The following is a 19081-nucleotide window of genomic DNA, read 5'->3' as shown; positions in this document are numbered from 1 at the left end:
TCACAAGGATAACGAAATGAAACCATTACTTAATCGAATAAATTCCTTTTTTCTACTTTTACGTTTTTTCTTTCTTTTCTTAGGGAAAGTATCCATAGAAAATAGAGATGAGGAGGGATTTTTCATGTGGCAAGCTGCGATGTGGGGCGGAATTTCAGGATCAGCTGTCCTTCTTGGTGCTTTGGCAGCAGTTTTTTTGCCTATCGGCAAAAAGATAATTGGTTATATTATGGCTTTTGGGACGGGTGTATTAATTGGAGCATCTACCTATGAGCTGCTTGGAGACTCGGTTCATAGCGGCGGGTTAAAAGCTACTTCTCTTGGGTTCCTTGCGGGGGCTGTCGTTTTTACTTTTTTAGACTATCTAATTTCACGTCAAGGAGCGAATAAAAGAAAGAGGTCTACAAAACAAATGGCCGCGAATAGTTCTGGAATTGCTATATTTATAGGAACCGTCATGGATGCAATCCCAGAGTCCATTATGATTGGAGCTAGCTTAATTGAAAAAGCAACCGTTAGCTGGCTTCTTGTTATCGCTATTTTTATAAGTAATATTCCTGAAGGACTGTCCAGTACGACCGGTCTAGTAAAAAGCGGATTCTCTAAGAGGAAAATTTTTTTACTATGGGCAGCTGTTTTGTTCATTTCAGCTTTTAGTTCATGGACAGGCTTTGTTTTTTTAGATCATGCATCTGAGACACTTATGGCTGCTATTGCTGCTTTTGCCGGCGGTGGTATTATTGCTATGGTAGGTTCTACAATGATGCCAGAGGCCTATGAAGAAGGAGGTTCTATTACAGGATTGATTGCTGCACTTGGATTACTTGCTTCATTGATACTGGATCATTTTTCTTAATCGTCTTCATACTACTTTTATCGTTTCCAAGTAGAAAACAGAAAGCCTTCTACTTGGAGATATTTATCTCAAGCACATTATGATAAATGTGTCTTCTTAATAAATAAAATCGTAGTTCTCTCTTATTTCCTGAGTAAAAGCTTTCCAATCCGTAGCTTCAAATTCCGCATCCCGTGCTTTTAACTCTTTTTCCATTCCTTGAATCTCTTGAACAGCTTCTATTGTTCTTTCACTTCCTGGCCCTACTCTCCAAATTAATTCTTTGTATTCTTTAATTTTATCCATTAGATAACCTGTCTCTAATTCTTTATATTTAGACATATTAGCTGACTCCTTTTACTTCATTCTTTCTTCTAAGATATCATATTTCTCCTTTATGGATAAGCCTCTCCTCTGACGTTTCTTTAACCTCAAAGATAGGAAATACAACAACAAAAAAGCAAGCACAAGTGCTTGCTTTCACTATTATTAAGGCAGTGGTTCAACCGCTACGTTCCCTACCGTTACAGCTTCTGTATATGCGTTCGTACTGCTTTGGCGTAAACGGAGATTAGCACTCCCCGCTGCACTTGGATTTAGTTGGACATTTACAACCTTTTCTCCATTTCCATCTGCGTCCGTTGTAATTGAAAAATTGCTGCTGTATCCATAGGATGACGGCCAGCTTCCATCTGCGTTTTGGACTTTAGCAATTTGAGTTCCCGATCCGTTATATACACCTAGATTAAACGTGCTGTACGCAGTGTTAGCTGAAAGCCCGCTTACCTTTACGCGTATTTGGAATACGCCGCTCGTTGGTAAAATGGCTTGATGTTCAAATGTGTAAGCACTAGCAGTTGGTGGTTGCGTAGTTCCACCTTTATAACCATATGAACCAGATGCAAAAGTTGACGTATCGTACCATTTATACCCTGCTGTAGGTGCTGACCATGGTTCTGGCTGAGGCTCAGTGGACTGACTTGGCGTTTCCGACGAAAGTAATGCTGTAGCTTGATCCAATTGAAGTCCTGATACTTGATTCAAAGAAATATAGCTTTCTTGCTTCGCTAACCAATTGACCATATTTACAAGCAGTGTAGAATCGTCTTGTTCCTTAAATCCGTCATATGTGGTTTTAGAAGATCCTGTATCTTCTCGTTTATATTTTGGTGTAGCATCTTCAACCGGTGAAGAATCTCCTATAAAAGCAGCTTTACCTGCCCCTACTTTTGAAACAGCAGCAAAAGGACCTTCTGCTCTTCCCCCTCCGTTATACACTCCTTGATCTACAGCATTTGACCATTTTGCCGTTGTCTTAGGAAGATACACAATTCCTTTTGCTTTGTTTGGGTCCGTAATTGCAACCGTAGAACCAGCATGCATAGCAACGGTGGAAACACCTAGCGTAATACCGAATGCTTGAGAAGGAGATACAATATCATTGGCTGTCACATCACCAATGGCATTATAGCGAAAGCGAACACCAAAGTTACTTGCTAACCAGTCAGAACTTGTTACGTTTTGCATTGCCTCAGAGTTTGCTTCTTCCGTTGTCATGCCTTTTGCTGGGTTTGTCCATGCTCCACGACGGTACCCGTTAAAAACTTCTGAAGAATCCCAGCGGTTTTTGTTTCGGTCTGCATTGTAATGATCAGCAATAAAGAAGACGCTTCCCCCGTTCTGAACATATTGTAAAAGGGCAGCTTGTTCAGAAGATTTATACGGAATATTTGCTTCTGGCACAACAAACACACTATAACCGCTAAGGTCACTGTATGTAATCGGCGTAGATTTCCGCAGCTCTTTTACATCAAACCCGCTGCCAGCCAGCCCTTTCCCAAAATCAGAAAAACCTCCGTCAATAACCCAATCTGCTGTACCCGCCGTTTGACCATGGGTATTATCAAACAAGATTTTTTTACCATTGTTTTCATTTACAACAGAAGCTTTAATTTCTGGTGCAGGGTCAGCAGCGCTTTCTGCTGATGCTGGATGAGTAGTAAAAGGCAGTGAGATAGATAAAGCTGTACACATTGTCAAAACGGCATAACCTACGCGATTATATTTTTTCCGCATATAAAATGCTCCCCTCAAATTTTTGCAACGCTTGTCTTTTCAAGAGGATTATAGCAGGTTCATTTATGATTTTTTTAAATTTATTGTAAATAATATATATTTTTTCAAAAAAGGTTCTTTATACCTTATATTTGTCGAGACATTCCCTTTTAAATATGCCCATGATTATATGTAAAATTTGTTAACGATAACGACTTGAATATTCGAGAATACTGCGCAGCATTTGACGTGTACTCTTTGATTCGTTTGCGCGTTCTTTATATTCAAGAGGACGACTAGGCGTTGACTTATTTTCTTCTTTATACTGAGAATTTTTGTGTTCTGACACGTTTTTTCACTTCCCTATCTCTATTTTATCCAGAGCAGCTCAAAGCTGCTCTTTTGTCTGTCACTCTTTTATTTGTTATGACGACTTGCTTTTGCTTTTTGAAGCTCATCTGTATGAATATCGTTTGATAAAATATTTTTATTCACATTATCAACAGAAGCTGCTGCACTGCTGCTGACTCCTTGGTTTGTGCTTTTATTTTGTTTACTCATTTCATCCACCTCCATGTATAACGTCTATATTTTATGGAGTTATAAAAAGAAAATAAGAGGTAGTATTAGGAAAATGACTTTCTTTTCTTTTTGCTTGCATCCTCATATTGAATAAAAATAAAATCTCCATATTTAACAGAATGCACCAGAAATAAATGTTCATACTAAGAGTAGAAATTCTGCATATTCATTTTGAAAATATAGGAGGAACTAAGTGTGAGTATAAATAGAAACACACTATCCATTTTTGCTTTAGGGGGCATTAATGAAATAGGAAAAAATATGTATGCCGTTCAATATGATGATGACATCATTGTAATTGACTGTGGCTCTAAATTCCCTGACGAAAGTTTATTAGGAATTGATTTGATCATACCTGATATTACATACTTGCAAGAGAACCGAGAAAAAGTTCGAGCACTGGTTGTTACGCATGGTCATGAAGATCATATCGGAGGTATTCCTTATCTTCTAAAACAGTTAAGCCTCCCCATTTATGCAACAAGCCTTACACTCGGATTAATCGATATTAAACTGCAGGAACATCAATTATCTGCTGAGACGGAGCTTATTGAAATCAACGAAGAGTCAGAAATTACATTAGGCAATATTCCGCTTTCTTTTTTTAAAACGAATCACAGCATTCCAGATTGCCTTGGAATTGTCTTTCATACGCCTGAAGGAGCTGTTGTACATACGGGAGATTTTAAGTTTGATTTAACTCCTGTTAACGACCAATATCCAGATCTTCATAAAATGGCGAAAATCGGCAGTGAAGGTGTACTGGCTTTAATATCAGAAAGTACAAATGCTGAACGCCCCGGATTTACACCTTCAGAAAAGCTAGTTGGCAAACATATAGAAGAAGCTTTTCGTAAAGCAAAGCGAAAAGTGATTATTTCTACTTTCGCCTCGAATGTTAACCGCGTACAGCAAATTGTCGATGCAGCGATTAAAACGAACAGAAAGCTTGCGCTGCTAGGAAGAAGCATGGTTAACGTTGTATCAGTTGCCTTAGAGAAAGGATATTTAACCATTCCTGAAGGGATGCTGATTGAACCTTATGAAGTACATTCACTTGCGCCTGAACAAGTCGCTATTCTCTGCACTGGAAGCCAAGGCGAGCCGATGGCCGCTCTATCTAGATTAGCCAGCGGAAATCATCGACAAGTAGAGATTCTTCCTGAAGACACGGTCATTTTATCAGCAGGGCCTATTCCTGGCAATGAACGTAATATCTCTCGTATTGTCGACAGTCTTTTCATACTCGGGGCTCATGTGATTTACGGTTCAGGAAGCGCAACAGGCATGCACGTATCAGGACATGGCTATCAAGAAGAGCTAAAATTAATGGCTACATTGATGAAGCCAAAGTATTTTATCCCCATTCACGGTGAGTTTCGAATGCTTCATCACCACAGCTTATTAGCAGAATCCGTAGGGGTGGAAAAAGCGAACATTTTTATTATAAATAACGGTGATATTGTCGACATCAAGGGCGGAACAGCTGTTCAAACAAGAAAAATCTCTGCAGGCAATGTATATGTAGATGGGTTTGGCATTGGGGATGTTGGAAATGCGGTTTTACGTGACCGCAAACAGCTTTCAGAAGATGGCATGCTGGTTATTGTGATTACTTTAAATAAAACGGAAGGAAAAATTGTGTCGGGTCCAGATACAATTTCGCGAGGTTTTGTTTATACAAGAGACTCAGAGCAGCTATTAAAAGACGTTAATCGACAAGTGACTAAAATTGTAAATCAATTGCAAAAAGCGCACGTTCACCAATGGAACATCATGAAAAAAGAAATTAAGACCACCCTTGGACAGTTCTTATATAACCAAACGAAAAGAAGACCTATGATTCTTCCCATCATTATTGAAGTTTAATCCCTCCAGCAAAAACTGCCTTAGTCCCCACTAAGGCAGTTTTTCCCTTATAAATCCGAAGCTTAACCTAAAGTTAGAAGTTGCCTTCTGTAGTTTATGAATAGGCACTGCTTTTATATGTATGGTTAAAAGTGTTAGGTGTATTTCTTCTTTTTTACCCCATTCTATAAGAGAGATATTTCACCGCAAATATCTTGTGAAAGTATCCTATCCTTGAGGTGATTATGATGAATGATAAAAATCATGTAGATCAGCATTCAGAACTATTCCGCCACAACTGGACGAGACCGAAGCGTTCAAAGTCCCAAGTAAATGGACATACAGAGATGTCTCAAACGAACATCATCTTGCGAAGTAATGCAAAAGCTCATCGTTGGTAAGGATACACTTCAACAAAAAAAAGACGCGAACGCGTCTTTTTTTGTTATTGGCCGTCTGCCCCGCTTTGAGTTATCTTGCGAATATGACCATCTTCATAATTATTTTCTCGTAGCGCTTTTGCTTTGTCATCTACTACTTGTTTTTGATCTACTTGTGAAGAAGGAGTCTGCTTGTTTTTTGGCATGATCATAACCACCTTTTATTTTGTAATTGTACAACGTGCATAGTGTCCCTCATAAAGATTAAATATATGTTAACTAGCGGCTTCTTCTTCTTTCCACTTATGGCGCAGTTTTAAAATAACAAGGCTTATAACAATTAAAAAGCCTAAGCTTGCAAAGAAACCTGGTCTGCTTGCAGATTCTAACAGCGTACCGCTTACTGCTAGCAGGATTAATAAGAGGCCAACAGCTTGTTTTACTTTATCCCAAACGGTTTGTTTAATTAAGCGATGAAACGAAATTAAAATAAAAAACCAGTTATAAATCAGCATCAGTCCAGCTGCTGTTGTAATGTACTCATAAATTTTCCCGGGCAATAGCAAGGAAAGGACAATAGAAATAACTAATCCCGCTGTTGTTAAAAGTAAAGCCGGTAAAGGAAACTGCAGCTTTTTCTGTTTTTGTTTTGAAAACAATGCAGGAGCATCTCCATCTTCTGAAAGAGTGACAATCATTGTTGTTACGGAAAAAAAAGACGCTGACATCGTTGAGAAACCCGCAATAATCATTGCTCCATTAAAAACATGAGGAAAAAATGGAAGATGATATGTTTCTAAAGCCTTTATAAATGGACTTTGATTTCCATGGAAATCATGAAATGGCACAATTAAAATAGCTAAACTCAGTGAAACAATATAAATAATTCCAAGAAGAATAAGCATACTTCTTCCCGCTTTCGGTGCGTCTTCTTTTTTTTGTAAACGAACCGTCATGATTCCCATGACTTCGATGCCGCCGAAAGCATAAAAGGCATAAAGCAAAGCGCCCCATAAACCTAAAAATCCATGAGGAAATACTTCACTTATCGTTCGCGGCACTCCTTGTTTTGCACCTTCGTCAAGAAATCCAAATAAAGCGAGACTAGCTAATACAATAAACATTAAAATAGCAGCCACTTTTGTGACAGCAAATACATTTTCCATTCGTTCAAAGCCTTTTGTCCCGATTAATACAACACTAATGCCTAAAACAGCATAAATAGAGGCAAAGACCCACAGTGGAATATCTTCAAACCAAAAACGTGTAAAAAGAGATAAAGCCGTGAGCTGACTCCCCATGATCAGCATCTCTGAACTCCAGTACACCCATCCGCTGCTAAATCCTGCCCATCTTCCATAAGCTTTTTTAGCATAGGAGCGAAACGAACCTTTTTGAGGATCTTGAGCACTCATTTTAGCAAGCGCCTCAAATACAATAAATGTGCATACTCCTGCTAGTAAAAAAGCAATTAAAACAGAGGGCCCGGCTGCTTTTATGGCAATACTTGATCCTAAAAAATAGCCTGTGCCGATTATGCATCCTACTCCGATTAAAGACAGCTGCCACCATTTTAATTTCCCTTCAACTTGACTTCCGCAGCCTATTTTCTTTTTCACTCTATCACTCCTCACACTTCGATGTAGTGTGTGATAGTTTGAAAAATTTATGCGTAAAAAGAAGCATCTTTTCTATTATTTTTCAACGTACTGAAAACACTTTAGATTCAGCACTTCTTTTAGCCTAATTGCTGTGCGGCTTGCCAGCCGAAATATAGGCCAAACCCTATTAAAGATAACCCCGATACAACGGACACGGCAATTAAAAACGTCGCAGCTAAGTATCGTCGAAACGTGCTTGCTAAAGCTGCCATCGCAATATCCCAGGCCAGAATTCCCGTAAAAATAGCGCAGCTATATAAGATAAGCTGTTCAGTTTCATATGTATTAGCCGTTTTTGCTAAAACAGAGCCATAAATGCCAAGCCAAAAGAGAATTGTAAGCGGATTCGTTAATGACAGCAAAAAACCTGAGAAAAAACACTTTAACACAGAATCACCGTTTGTTTTTCTATGCTGTGTAATCCTCCCTGCACCCATTAGCCCCTCAACACCTGTATAAATTAATACAAAGCACCCAAACGAAAAAAGAAACGTTTTCATAAAATCGCTACTTAAAAAATGAACGGATCCAAAATAAACTACAAGCATATAAAGAGCGTCAACCGATGTTGCTCCTATACCTAAGAACCAAGCATGCAAAAAACCACTTTTAATTCCTTTATCAAGCTGAGCTGCATTGATTGGACCGATTGGCGCAGCTAATGATAGCCCTAATAATACATAGCTGAAAAAAGCCCCCACATACATCCACCCTCTATCACTTCTAAGATTTTATAAATTGAACTATGATAAATCTATGCAACCTGCTTAGCTTGTACTACGTAATTTTTATTTTATTTCTAAATCCTTTTGTATAGCTACGAAGAACCAGCGCATGTTAACTGTAAATACTATACAGAAGGGTGAGAAGCATGAATTCATACACTCATATTAAAGAAGCATTACAATTAGCTGAACAGGCTGTTTGTCAAGGGCAGATGAATTTGGATGCAGCCAATTTTCAAAAAGCTCAAATGCAGTTGAATATGGTTCAGCAGCAAATTAATGAACAAAAAGAAGCGGCGTCTGGTGATAAAGAATTAAAACGAATGGAAGAACACTTAAGACATTTACGCGAAGCACAGCAAGCTATTCAGCAAAATTTTTAATAAGAGTAATAAACATAACTGTTTTCTCACTTCCAGATAAACAAATCTGAAAAAGCTCTAAGAACACACTGCGTTCTTAGAGCTTTTAATCCTTTATCCTAAAAAAAGAAAGGAGAAAAACTCCCTTCTTTTTTTACATTAATTATACTTTTGCCGGAACTTTAACGCCCATGATCGCTTTTGGCTCTAGATATTCTTCAATACCAAATGCTCCCCACTCGCGTCCAATACCAGATTGTTTGAATCCGCCGAATGGCGCAGCTCTGTCTTGCTCGGCATCGTTAACGATGATTTGACCAGCTCTAATGTTTTTAGCAACATAGTCAAGTGTTTCTTGGTCTTTTCCGACCGCATAGCCTGCAAGTCCATAAACTGTATCATTTGCAATTTCAAGAGCTTGCTCTAGATCATCATACGTAATAATAGTTGTTACAGGTCCGAAGATTTCTTCTTGTGCAATAACCATATCATTTGAAACGTCAGTAAAGACTGTCGGTTTAACAAAGTACCCTGTCTCTAAGCCGTCCGGTTTGCCCGTTCCGCCAGTAAGAAGCTTTGCACCTTCATCCATTCCTTTTTGAATATAATCCTGTACGCGATCCCACTGTTTTTCCGCTACGAGCGGTCCAGTTACGTTGTCTTTATCTAACGGATCACCAACTGGGAATGATGGTAGAACTTTCTTCACTGCTTCTTCAAATTTTTCTTTCATAGAGGCAGGAATGATAATGCGCGTTGCTGCCGTACATACTTGCCCTGTATTCATTGCAATGTGTGAAACTGCTATTTTAGCCGCTTCTTCTACATCCGCATCCTCTAATACAACTAGCGGTGATTTCCCGCCTAGCTCAAGGGCTACTTTTTTGATTGTTTTAGCAGCGTTTTGCATAATTTTCTCGCCTACAGCACCTGATCCTGTAAATGATACAAAATCAATGTCCGGGTGAGAACTAATACCGTCACCGATTGTGCTTCCCGTTCCGTTTACAAGGTTAAAGGCACCTTTTGGTACACCAGCTTCATCAATGATTTCTGCTAATATCATCGCTGCATACGGTGTAAGTTCTGATGGTTTTAATACCATTGGACTTCCTGCTGCGATAGCTCCTGCAATTTTAGTAGACGTTTGATTTGTTGGGAAGTTCCATGGTGTAATAAGTCCGCTTACTCCAATAGACTCTTTTACGACCTTGTAGCTTCCATGATCTTTTTCAAATGTGTAATCTTCAAGCGCATTAGCTGCTTCTTTAAAGTGGCTAAGTCCCATTTCATAGTGCACTTCTTCTGAAATTTTTAAAGGAGCGCCAAGCTCTTCAGTCATAACTTCAATAAGCTCCTGTTTACGCTTTTCATATCCTTTTGCAATATTGCGAAGCATTTTAATTCGCTCTTCTTTTGTTGTTCTTGAAAATGTGGGAAGGGCTGCTTTAGCTGCTGCCACGGCTTTATCTAGATCTTCTTTTGTACCTAAGCTAATTTTACCAATTGATTTTTCAGTAGCAGGATTGATCACATCTGACGTTTCGCTTCCTGTTGATTCAACCCATTCTCCGTTAATAAAGTGTTTTAAATTTGTACGCATTGATTTGATCTCTCCTTTTAGTTTGTTAATTATTGAACTATGTCATCTAGTTTTTATCTACCCGCCTGTCTGCTTCTCAAACACCACTGGTATTATTTTTTGTTTCTTCCACAGCCTTATCCCTTTTCCAATCGGCTTTTTGCAGCTGAAATTTTTTTCCTCTGCAGCTTTTTAGTTCTTTATAACAAACAGAGATTGAGTCATAACGAAATCAATCCTATCTAAAGATAAACAAATGGGATAAAGGACTTAGTATGGGTTATTTGTTATTCCGCTGTTGATTTCCCTGCAAGCCTTTTCTTTCTGCGTGCGGTCGATTAGCCTCCTCATCGCTTACGCTTCTGCTTGGTCTCACTAAATGAAACTCATATTCACCATAACCACAAAAAAATCCGAACGAGTTTGATTCTCCATCAAGAATCTCGATTACTCGTTCGGATCTTCCTTCAACTAAAACACTTTTGTTCCAGCTTCTTTTTATTAACGTACTTCTTGTAAACGATGTACTGCTCTGCTTTCAATTAACGGTTCTGTTTGCTGTCTGTATTGTTGATAGTGAGGTGTTTCAATGTGAGCTTCAACATCTTCTTTGCTTTTCCATTTCTCATAAAAAACAAATGTGCCTGCTTTGTCTGTATCCTGGTGGAGAATGTATTGAATACATCCTTTTTCTTCTCTTGATGGTTCAATAACTTTTACTAACTCTGATCGAAGCTCTTCTTCTTTTCCTGGCTTGGCTTGTAAAATGGCGTTAATAATAACTTCTGACATCGTTTTTCCTCATTTCTTTTAAAAAATAGTCTCCATAAAAAGCTTCCCTCTTTTTGTATTCATTACACTGACCATCATATTTTTTGTATGATGATGGATCTCTCTAGTCCAAAACAGCAAAACATACACATTATCTACGGCGGTCTTTGTTGATGCTGTTAATAAAAAAGCCTGTAGTCCTACAGGCTTTTTTACATCTTAGTTTAATAATTGTTTCACGACTGCTTTTGCTACACTGATTGTTGACTGAGGATTTTGACCTGTTATTAGGTTGCCATCTGCTTGTACATTATCGGTCCAGTTTGGAGCAGTTACTACATTTGCACCAAGTTCACGCAGGCGTGTTTCCAAAAGAAACGGCATGAAGCGGTCTAATGTTGTTTCACGTTCTTCATCATCTGTAAACGCAGCGACATCTTTTCCTTCCACCAACGGCTTTTCATCTGATAATGTAACACCTACTAAGCCTGCGGGTCCATGGCATACAGCGGCTACTACTTTGTCTCCTTCGTATAGTTCACGAATTAAAGCATGAAGCGTTTGATTATCTGGCAGATCAAACATTGTGCCATGACCGCCTGGTAAGAAAACAGCATCAAATTTAGCACTGTCTGTAATTGTATCAAGTTTTAGGGTATTCTCTAGATGCTTAGCTGTATTTAAGATTTCTTGAGAAGTCTCTCCTTCAAGGCTGCGAGCATCCACCGGCGCTTTTCCTCCTAGAGGACTTGCTACAGTAATCGTAAATCCAGCTTTTTCAAACTCTACGTACGCTTCACCAAATTCTGAAAGCCAAAGGCCTGTTGGATGATTTTCTTTCATTTTGTCAGCCGTTGTTACGACCATTAATATATGTTTAGACATAGTAACGTCCTCCTGTAAATAAAGATAGTATTTTCTGTTTCCGACTTACACATCATATTGTAAGAGAGGAATTACTATAATACAAATTAGAAAATATCTGCTTATCCATAAATATTTTTATAGATACTGTGGACGTCTTTGTTAATAAAGCATCTGTGAAAGAAACAATCATCTAACACCTGAACTTATTTTTTGAAACACTCAAAAAAACCGCCCTTTTGAGTAAGCGCGGTTTTTTCCAGAAAAGCATAGAATCTATTTTTTATGTTAAAGAGCAGATTGAGCGTTCATTTGTTTCACGTTTTTTTCTCCCGTTTTTTTTAGACTCACCATAAAAATAAACGAAATACAGTACAGCCCCGCCAAGTACGTCATCGCTACCGTCATATCATAGTTTTGCAAAAGATAGCCGACAAGAATGGGTGACAACCCTCCGAGCGCTCGCCCGAAGTTAAAAATGGTGTTCGTTGCAGTACTGCGAACTTCTACCGAATAGTGACTGCTGATCAAGGCTCCGTATCCTGCGAACATTCCGTTTGAGAAAAATCCGACAACAGCCCCTCCTATAAGCAGCCCTGCACTTCCTTCGGCATACGAGTATAAAAATACCGCACACGCTGAAGCGAGAAGAAAAATTCCAAAAGTACGTTTCGAACCAAAACGATCCATAAATTGACCAAATGTTAGCATGCCTATAATCATTCCAACGGCTGTACTGATTGTCCAAAGAGCTGAACTTGAAACAGAGAGTCCTTGTGATTGCTGAAGCATAGACGGAAGCCATATCATGAGTCCGTTATAGCCTGCAATTTGAACGGTAGCCATCACTGCCAGAGAAATAGTCGTCATCGCCGTCTTAGGCGTAGCAAATAGTTGACGTAGCTTGCCATTATTTTTAACAACGGCTGTTTTCTCTTTTTGAGCTTTTAGCCACTCAGGAGATTCGTTTAAATTTTTTCGTACGATAAAAGCAAAAATGACGGGGATAATTCCGACAAAAAACAGCGCTCTCCATCCGAAAATCGGCAGGATCAGAGAACTTAAAAGCGCCGCAAGAATAACTCCAAATTGTGCGCCAATACTAACATAAGATGAAGCTCTTCCTTGCTTATGTTTCGGCCACGCTTCTGCAACAAGAGCCATACCGATTCCGTACTCTCCTCCAGCCCCAATTCCGGCAATAAATCGTGAAGCATACACTTGTTCAACATTTGCTGCAAAACCTGTTAATGCCGTTCCGACTGCAAATAGAAGAACCGTGTAGGTAAAAACCCGCACTCTTCCAAATTTATCTGCTAAAATTCCGAAGATGACTCCGCCTATCAGCATTCCTATATTCGTAATAGAAGAAATAAGTCCACCCGTTGCTAAATCAATGTGAAATTCAGCGATAATCATTGACATAGCAAACGAGATAAACATAATGTCCATCCCTTCTAACGTCAAACCTGCTACTGATGCTACAACTGTCTTGTTACGATAATTCATGTTGTTCCACCCTCCACTGTATTCTTTCTGTATCAACGCTCTTTCTTTTTTGAAGGAATGGATAAAATAACATATGTCCATTCTCTTTTGAAGCCTCTCTGGACTTCGTTTAAAAGAGGTACGCAACGCATAAAAGCCCTTTTGTCGCAGAGGGCAAAAGGGCACAGATAGGCATAGAAGCAGTAAATAAGTGATCCGTCCTTTTCGGCCTCTCTGGACCGTCTTAAAGGCAATTATTATATTAATCATTATGTTAACACGCCGCACAAAAGCTTTCAATAAGAAAAATATCTTTTTTAAAGCAGCTATGTGCATCTCTCACTTTTTACGTTCATACTATTTTGTCCATTATTTTTAAATATGGTTAAAACCAAAACCTAACGTATCATGTTCAAAGCCTTTTTTCGGTGCGCCTATCGTTCCATACACACAAACGCTAATCCATTCGTCGCTTGATCCTGAGAACTCAATTTTTCCGCGCACAATTGAAAATGTGAGTCCTACCGTCCGTAAAATATCACCTAGCTGCAGCGTTCCTCGACTAACTCCTTGAATAGCTTCAAGTATAGCATGATAAAGAGCGTGGACTTCCCGGTACGACTGGGCATTAATAATGTTGTTTGTCTTGGCGCTCGTTTCAATTGCGGCCACAACTTTAGACAGCTCCATCGCTCCGACTTTTCCAACTGTATAGCTATATCCTCTCTCATTGATTTCCTTTTCAATACCTTCAGCTAGTTCCGTATTATGTAAAAGAACGAGTAAAGATGTTAATCTTCCCATTGAAAAATCATTAACTTGTTGAAATTTATTGCTCAACTGTCATTCCCTCCCTTCTATCCCCTTATTATTTTAACAGACGGTACCTAAAAGGGTGCTGATTATTCAGCGAACGAGCGCTCACTTAAAGGGTCAGAGAATCTATGTGTACTGTCCACCACTGTTACGAAGTAGAACTTGCAACAAGTAACTCATCTTTTAGTAAGCGCTTACTTTATTGTCAAGGAAGAAATCATTTTTCTCTACTTACGTTAAGACAAGCTGTGATTCAACTTTTAACTTTCCCAGCATCTCTCTCGTCATTTTTTCTAGGTTATATTCTGCTTTAAATCCCCACTCTTCTTTCGCACAGCTGGAATCTATATGGTTGGGCCAGCTTTCAGCAATTGCTTGTCGAACAGGATCTACTTGGTAATTCAGCATAAATTCCGGAATTGTTTTTCTGATTTCAGCTGCCATTTGTTCTGGATCAAAGCTCATGGCAGAAACGTTAAATGAATTTCGATGCTTCAGCTTAGAACCGTCTGCTTCCATTAGTTGGATGACAGCGTTTAGTGCGTCAGGCATATACATCATATCCATATAGGTTCCTTTGTCGATATAAGACGTATAGCGCTTATGTTTAACGGCTTCATAATAAATTTCAACAGCGTAGTCCGTTGTCCCTCCACCTGGAGGCGTTACGTATGAAATTAAGCCTGGAAAACGTAGCCCTCGTGTATCTACTCCGAATTTATGGTGATAGTAATCGCAAAGTAATTCACCCGCTACTTTATTAACACCATACATCGTGGTAGGACGTTGAATTGTATCCTGCGGCGTCCAGTCTTTTGGAGTCGTTGGACCAAATGCACCAATTGAACTTGGAGTAAAAAATTGGCACTTCAGCTCTCGAGCTACTTCGAGCGCGTTTACTAATCCGCCCATATTTAGATTCCAAGCTAGAAGCGGCTTTTGCTCGGCTGTCGCTGATAACAGCGCAGCCAAGTGAATAACCGTATCGACTTTATGCTTTTCGGCGATCGTAAATAACGCAGTCTGATCCGTTACGTCTAAAATCTCGAATGGACCTGAAGTCACAACATCGCTCGTCGTCTTGCGAATATCAGTGGCAATAATATTTTCTGAACCATATATCTCTCTCATTTTCATTGTTAATTCAGAACCGATTTGTCCTAGAGACCCCGTTATTAATACTTTTTTCATCTCAATATCCTCCTCATGTACTGCTTAGATTCAACGTTTAGATTAATTTCATTTCCTTGCCTACTTTTTTGTAGATACGAAGTGCTTCATCTAACATTTCTTTTGTATGAGCAGCCGTTGGCATATTGCGAACGCGTCCTGTTCCTCTTGGAACGGTAGGGAAAACAATTGATTTAGCGTATACCCCTTCTTCTATTAATCTCTCACTAAAAATCTGCGTTTGATTTTCATCTCCTATAATGCACGGAGTAATAGGTGTTTCACTTTCGCCGGTATCAAAGCCCAGCTCTTTTAATCCTTGCTTTAAATAACGGCTGTTTTCCCACATTTGATCCTGCAGCTCTGTACTTGTGCTTAGAATTTCAATCGCTTTAATACATGCAGCAGCCGTGCCTGGTGTAATAGCAGTCGAGAATAAAAACGGGCGGCTTCGTACTTTCAACCAGTCAATTAAGTCTTTTTTTCCAGCTACGTATCCGCCTACAGCTCCAATCGCTTTTGACAATGTTCCAATTTGGAAGTCTACTTTTTCAGATAAGCCAAAATGTTTGACTGTCCCCATACCGTTACCTAATACGCCCGATCCGTGAGCATCATCTACGTATGTGATTAAATCAAATTCCTGTGCGATTTCTACAATTTCCGGAAGCTTAGCAATGTCTCCATCCATTGAGAATACACCGTCGGTAATTACCATTATTTTATTATAGGCACCGGACTTTTGTGCTTCGCCTGCTTTTGCACGGAGATCTTCCATATCCGAATGTTTGTAAGGAATAATTTTTGCTTTTGATAGCCGACACCCGTCAATAATTGAAGCGTGATTCAGCTCATCTGATAAAATCGCGTCATGTTTATCCATAACTGCAGAGATGGCTGCCATATTGCAGTTAAAGCCAGATTGGTAAGCTATAGCTGCTTCCGTATGCTTAAACTCGGCAAGCTTTTCCTCTAGCTTAATATGAATATCTAGAGTTCCATTAATCGTTCGGACAGCTCCAGCTCCCACCCCGTATTTTTCAGTGGCTTCGTTGGACGCGTTAATAAGCCTTTCGTCTGTAGCAAGCCCCAAATAGTTGTTGGATGATAAATTAATTAATTGTTTTCCATCAATTTGAATCACAGGTCCATTTGGTCCCTCTACTGGATTAATGACGTTGTATAGCCCTTTATCTTTTAAATCTTCTAAATTATTATTCAAGAATTCTTTTAAACGTCTGCTTGTCATCTTCCATACCCCCTCATTGTTGTTCAACACGTCTTATAAACTTCTCTTTTCCCCATTAAAAGATTAATCTAAGCACTTGTAGTATATGAATTAAAAATCAAGTGTATTCCTGAGAAAGACAAATGTTTCTTTTGTAAGCGCTTAAAATTCAATACTTATAGAATTTATAATAATCAACAACCAAGTAAATGTCCATACTAAAAAAACAAAAAATAAGAAATTTTCGGCAATAATAAAAATCCGTCCTTCTGTTAACGATTTTTCCCGAACGTTATTAGACAATATCTTTTTTCTTTTCTCTCTTTGATAATTCTTTTAGAAAAGAGACTAATGCATAACTAATTCAACAGCTAAAAGCACCTACATTCACCTACCAATAAAAAAATCCGAACGAGTTTGGTCCTTAATCAAACTCGTTCGGATTGTCCTTCAATTAAACTACTTTTGTAACAGTCTCTTCCGTTACTTTTGCACAGATATGTTCTTTATTTTTTTATGGCCGTTTTTTACTAATAAGCATGAGACAGCAAAGCTTAATAAAGCAGCTAAAAACGTTCCACTGTAAATAATGTGAACACCTGATGCAAGAATTTCATGCAGCTTTGACAGTTCTTCTGACGGTACTCCGCCTGTCTCAAACGAAGCATTTAAATTTTCTTGCCCTAATTTCTTTGCCTGTGAAAGCGTCACTAAGTTAAAGATTGTACCAAACACTGCGGAACCTAGCGTTTGACTAAATGTATTTGTAAACGTATTAAGAGCCACCGCTACTCCTCTTTTGCTAGCTGGGACTGCTGATTGAATAACTAACATAAAGATAGGCGTAATAATCCCCATTCCTAACCCAAGAACCCCAACGGCTACATAAATTAAAAATACGGGTGAGTGCGTGGAGACTAAAAACAGCATAAAACATGCCGTACTTACGATTGCCGTTCCTAGCGTAAGGATGGAGTGCGTTTTAAGACGCCCTACTAAATTCCCTGAAAGCAGTGAACCAATTGTCCAGCATACTGGCATGGGCATTAACACAAAACCGGCAGCGGTTGCACTTTTTCCCATCACTCCTTGGCTCCAAATTGGAAGGTAAACCGTAATACTAATAACTACTGACCCGACAAGAAGTGTTAATAAGTTTATAACAGATACACTTCGAATAGAAAACAGCTCAAGCGGAATAAGAGGTTCCGGCGATTTCTTTTCGATATAAATAAAGCCCATGAATGTCAGAACAGCTAGAACAAATAATCCTATAATGATCGGATCTCCCCAGTTTTGATGCTGACTTCCGGTTAAAAGCGCGTATAAAAATGCAATGGTTCCAACTGAAAACGTCACCGCTCCACTGTAATCGATATAGCGTTTTTCTTTTACCACTTCTTCTTTATAGTTTACTAGAAGAACAATAAAAGCCATTAGTCCAAACGGTATATTTAAAAAGAAAATATAGCGCCAAGACAGCGTATCGACTAAAAATCCCCCAAGAAGAGGACCGAGAACTCCAGCAATTCCCCAAACTGCGCTAATCCAACCTTGGGCTTTGGCTCTTTCTTTTGCTTCTTCATACAAGTCGCCAATAATAATCATTGTAAGGGGCATAACGACCCCGGCGCCTAGCCCTTGGATTGCTCTGTAGACAATTAATTGTTGCATCGAAAAGCTAAGCCCGCAAAGTATAGATCCGATTAAGAAAATAATAATTCCAACAAGCATAACTTTTTTGCGGCCGAATAAATCCGCTAACTTTCCGTATATAGGTGTAGATACAGCGGTTGTCAGCATATAAATGGCATATACCCAGCTAACTAGCTCAATACCCGACAAATCACTTGTAATTCTTGGAACAGCCGTACTGACAATGGTTCCTTCCATTGCAGCTAAAACAGTGACAAGCAGCAGCGCTGTCATGATTCGTTTCCTCATCTCTTTCTCTCCTTGCAACTGCGGGCATACCATCGTTTTTTTTACAGAAGATAAAAGCGGTTTCAATATACTTATACCCTTTTAGCCTTTATATGTATGTGATGCTCCGCATATAGTTACTGCCATATGCAGCCAAATAATTATTTTACTATAAAATTTTTCAAAGCGATAGAGAATTTCAAAAATATGACTTTCCTCTCATTTATAAAAACATGCGTACATGATGTTTTATTTCTTTTTCAAACCACAAAAAGCATCCCGTAACAGGTGTTACGGGATGCTTTTTACGTATTTTGTATGATTAACTTAGTCGGGGATCTTTTAATAAACGTTCCATTTCTTCCATATGATTTGTTTCATCTGCAATCATATCCTCAAGTTTGACAACAAGCTCTGTTAATCCTAACTCTTCTGCTTGTTTTTTACGCTCTTCGTAGCGCTGGATCGTTTCTTTTTCAGCCTTGCTCGCTTCTTTAAGCATTTCCGTCACGTTTGAGACGTGCTTCACCTCAGCTGGCTTTGTTGTTGGCTCACCGCCAAGGTTTTTGATTTTTTCTGATAAATAAAGGGCATGCCCTTGCTCGTCAGGAATTTCTCCTTCAAAGAAAGGTTTTAAAATTTGATATTCTAGGCCAGTTACTGTAGACGCATAGTAAGTGTACTGAATAACCGCCGAATATTCACCCGCTAAATCGGTATTAAGTCCCTCTATTAGTTGTCTCATTTTCTCTTCCATTTGAATAAACACCCTTTCATTTACTGTTAGTAGG

At 39.0% G+C, this 19081-nt stretch carries 20 protein-coding genes; 4 read left to right on the top strand and 16 right to left on the bottom strand.

Annotated features, from left to right (window positions below; genetic code table 11):
• Positions 1-124 precede the first annotated feature (124 nt).
• Positions 125-856 (top strand): ZIP family metal transporter, encoded by a 732-nt coding sequence (locus NST66_RS06470; RefSeq protein WP_033578511.1) that lies wholly within the window; start codon positions 125-127, stop codon positions 854-856.
• 96 nt (positions 857-952) lie between these two features.
• Here the strand turns inward: NST66_RS06470 and NST66_RS06465 are convergent, their stop codons facing one another.
• From NST66_RS06465 to NST66_RS06450, 4 genes are all read right to left on the bottom strand, one after another.
• Positions 953-1177, bottom strand: coding sequence for a hypothetical protein (locus tag NST66_RS06465; RefSeq protein WP_028413940.1), 225 nt, complete (start codon positions 1175-1177; stop codon positions 953-955).
• A 147-nt stretch (positions 1178-1324) separates the two neighbouring features.
• The gene (locus NST66_RS06460; RefSeq protein WP_049163765.1) at positions 1325-2911 is read right to left on the bottom strand and encodes a DNA-binding protein; all 1587 of its coding nucleotides are present in this window, start codon (positions 2909-2911) and stop codon (positions 1325-1327) included.
• Positions 2912-3092: 181 nt separating this feature from the next.
• Positions 3093-3239, bottom strand: a complete 147-nt coding sequence (locus NST66_RS06455; protein ID WP_155017158.1) for a hypothetical protein — start codon at positions 3237-3239, stop codon at positions 3093-3095.
• A 68-nt stretch (positions 3240-3307) separates the two neighbouring features.
• Positions 3308-3451 carry a hypothetical protein gene (locus NST66_RS06450; RefSeq protein WP_165573353.1) on the bottom strand — a complete coding sequence of 48 codons (144 nt, stop codon included), beginning with the start codon at positions 3449-3451 and terminating at the stop codon, positions 3308-3310.
• A 216-nt stretch (positions 3452-3667) separates the two neighbouring features.
• Here NST66_RS06450 and NST66_RS06445 point away from each other — a divergent pair, with 216 nt between their 5' ends.
• A complete protein-coding gene (locus NST66_RS06445; RefSeq protein ID WP_154991514.1) occupies positions 3668-5341 on the top strand; it encodes a ribonuclease J in 1674 nt (557 codons plus the stop codon).
• A 227-nt stretch (positions 5342-5568) separates the two neighbouring features.
• Positions 5569-5721 (top strand): YpzG family protein, encoded by a 153-nt coding sequence (locus NST66_RS06440; RefSeq protein ID WP_014460817.1) that lies wholly within the window; start codon positions 5569-5571, stop codon positions 5719-5721.
• A gap of 44 nt (positions 5722-5765) precedes the next feature.
• On the opposite strand, the gene NST66_RS06435 is transcribed toward NST66_RS06440, so the two are convergent.
• The 3 genes from NST66_RS06435 to NST66_RS06425 all read right to left on the bottom strand — a co-directional run bounded on the left by NST66_RS06435 (position 5766) and on the right by NST66_RS06425 (position 8062).
• Entirely contained in the window at positions 5766-5906 is a 141-nt protein-coding gene (locus tag NST66_RS06435) for a hypothetical protein (RefSeq protein WP_013082476.1), read from the bottom strand.
• A gap of 69 nt (positions 5907-5975) precedes the next feature.
• Entirely contained in the window at positions 5976-7319 is a 1344-nt protein-coding gene (locus NST66_RS06430; RefSeq protein WP_033578508.1) for an amino acid permease, read from the bottom strand.
• Positions 7320-7438: 119 nt separating this feature from the next.
• Positions 7439-8062 carry a LysE family transporter gene (locus tag NST66_RS06425; RefSeq protein ID WP_340843207.1) on the bottom strand — a complete coding sequence of 208 codons (624 nt, stop codon included), beginning with the start codon at positions 8060-8062 and terminating at the stop codon, positions 7439-7441.
• A 170-nt stretch (positions 8063-8232) separates the two neighbouring features.
• On the opposite strand from NST66_RS06425, the gene NST66_RS06420 reads away from it, so the two are divergent.
• A complete protein-coding gene (locus NST66_RS06420) occupies positions 8233-8469 on the top strand; it encodes a hypothetical protein (protein WP_098627160.1) in 237 nt (78 codons plus the stop codon).
• Between the two features lie 142 nt (positions 8470-8611).
• Here the strand turns inward: NST66_RS06420 and NST66_RS06415 are convergent, their stop codons facing one another.
• From NST66_RS06415 to NST66_RS06375, 9 genes are all read right to left on the bottom strand, one after another.
• Positions 8612-10051 carry an aldehyde dehydrogenase family protein gene (locus tag NST66_RS06415; RefSeq protein WP_034266655.1) on the bottom strand — a complete coding sequence of 480 codons (1440 nt, stop codon included), beginning with the start codon at positions 10049-10051 and terminating at the stop codon, positions 8612-8614.
• A 480-nt stretch (positions 10052-10531) separates the two neighbouring features.
• Entirely contained in the window at positions 10532-10822 is a 291-nt protein-coding gene (locus NST66_RS06410) for a putative quinol monooxygenase (protein ID WP_098627159.1), read from the bottom strand.
• 198 nt (positions 10823-11020) lie between these two features.
• Entirely contained in the window at positions 11021-11686 is a 666-nt protein-coding gene (locus tag NST66_RS06405; RefSeq protein ID WP_028413948.1) for a type 1 glutamine amidotransferase domain-containing protein, read from the bottom strand.
• 267 nt (positions 11687-11953) lie between these two features.
• Entirely contained in the window at positions 11954-13174 is a 1221-nt protein-coding gene (locus NST66_RS06400) for an MFS transporter (RefSeq protein ID WP_033578503.1), read from the bottom strand.
• Positions 13175-13528: 354 nt separating this feature from the next.
• Entirely contained in the window at positions 13529-13993 is a 465-nt protein-coding gene (gene hutP / locus NST66_RS06395) for a hut operon transcriptional regulator HutP (protein ID WP_028413950.1), read from the bottom strand.
• Positions 13994-14200: 207 nt separating this feature from the next.
• Complete coding sequence (locus NST66_RS06390) at positions 14201-15160, bottom strand: L-threonine 3-dehydrogenase (RefSeq protein WP_049163748.1); 960 nt, start codon at positions 15158-15160, stop codon at positions 14201-14203.
• 37 nt (positions 15161-15197) lie between these two features.
• Positions 15198-16388 carry a glycine C-acetyltransferase gene (locus NST66_RS06385; RefSeq protein WP_028413952.1) on the bottom strand — a complete coding sequence of 397 codons (1191 nt, stop codon included), beginning with the start codon at positions 16386-16388 and terminating at the stop codon, positions 15198-15200.
• 462 nt (positions 16389-16850) lie between these two features.
• Positions 16851-18311, bottom strand: a complete 1461-nt coding sequence (locus NST66_RS06380; RefSeq protein WP_033578500.1) for an MDR family MFS transporter — start codon at positions 18309-18311, stop codon at positions 16851-16853.
• Positions 18312-18612: 301 nt separating this feature from the next.
• The gene (locus NST66_RS06375; protein ID WP_013056263.1) at positions 18613-19047 is read right to left on the bottom strand and encodes a ferritin-like domain-containing protein; all 435 of its coding nucleotides are present in this window, start codon (positions 19045-19047) and stop codon (positions 18613-18615) included.
• Positions 19048-19081: the final 34 nt, after the last annotated feature.

The organism is Priestia sp. FSL W8-0524 (genome assembly GCF_038005965.1).
In the GTDB taxonomy this organism is placed as follows: domain Bacteria; phylum Bacillota; class Bacilli; order Bacillales; family Bacillaceae_H; genus Priestia; species Priestia zanthoxyli.
This window is presented reverse-complemented; position numbering and strand designations above follow the sequence as displayed.

What these genes read in the sequence shown, in the direction of transcription:
- NST66_RS06470 (WP_033578511.1), top strand. Translation starts at nt 125, where the DNA reads ATGTGGCAAGCTGCGATGTGGGGCGGAATTTCAGGATCAGCTGTCCTT.
- NST66_RS06415 (WP_034266655.1), bottom strand. Translation starts at nt 10,051, where the DNA reads ATGCGTACAAATTTAAAACACTTTATTAACGGAGAATGGGTTGAATCA.
- NST66_RS06390 (WP_049163748.1), bottom strand. Translation starts at nt 15,160, where the DNA reads ATGAAAAAAGTATTAATAACGGGGTCTCTAGGACAAATCGGTTCTGAA.
- NST66_RS06405 (WP_028413948.1), bottom strand. Translation starts at nt 11,686, where the DNA reads ATGTCTAAACATATATTAATGGTCGTAACAACGGCTGACAAAATGAAA.
- NST66_RS06410 (WP_098627159.1), bottom strand. Translation starts at nt 10,822, where the DNA reads ATGTCAGAAGTTATTATTAACGCCATTTTACAAGCCAAGCCAGGAAAA.
- NST66_RS06435 (WP_013082476.1), bottom strand. Translation starts at nt 5,906, where the DNA reads ATGCCAAAAAACAAGCAGACTCCTTCTTCACAAGTAGATCAAAAACAA.
- NST66_RS06460 (WP_049163765.1), bottom strand. Translation starts at nt 2,911, where the DNA reads ATGCGGAAAAAATATAATCGCGTAGGTTATGCCGTTTTGACAATGTGT.
- NST66_RS06420 (WP_098627160.1), top strand. Translation starts at nt 8,233, where the DNA reads ATGAATTCATACACTCATATTAAAGAAGCATTACAATTAGCTGAACAG.
- NST66_RS06450 (WP_165573353.1), bottom strand. Translation starts at nt 3,451, where the DNA reads ATGAGTAAACAAAATAAAAGCACAAACCAAGGAGTCAGCAGCAGTGCA.
- NST66_RS06400 (WP_033578503.1), bottom strand. Translation starts at nt 13,174, where the DNA reads ATGAATTATCGTAACAAGACAGTTGTAGCATCAGTAGCAGGTTTGACG.
- NST66_RS06385 (WP_028413952.1), bottom strand. Translation starts at nt 16,388, where the DNA reads ATGACAAGCAGACGTTTAAAAGAATTCTTGAATAATAATTTAGAAGAT.
- NST66_RS06440 (WP_014460817.1), top strand. Translation starts at nt 5,569, where the DNA reads ATGAATGATAAAAATCATGTAGATCAGCATTCAGAACTATTCCGCCAC.
- NST66_RS06380 (WP_033578500.1), bottom strand. Translation starts at nt 18,311, where the DNA reads ATGAGGAAACGAATCATGACAGCGCTGCTGCTTGTCACTGTTTTAGCT.
- NST66_RS06375 (WP_013056263.1), bottom strand. Translation starts at nt 19,047, where the DNA reads ATGGAAGAGAAAATGAGACAACTAATAGAGGGACTTAATACCGATTTA.
- NST66_RS06465 (WP_028413940.1), bottom strand. Translation starts at nt 1,177, where the DNA reads ATGTCTAAATATAAAGAATTAGAGACAGGTTATCTAATGGATAAAATT.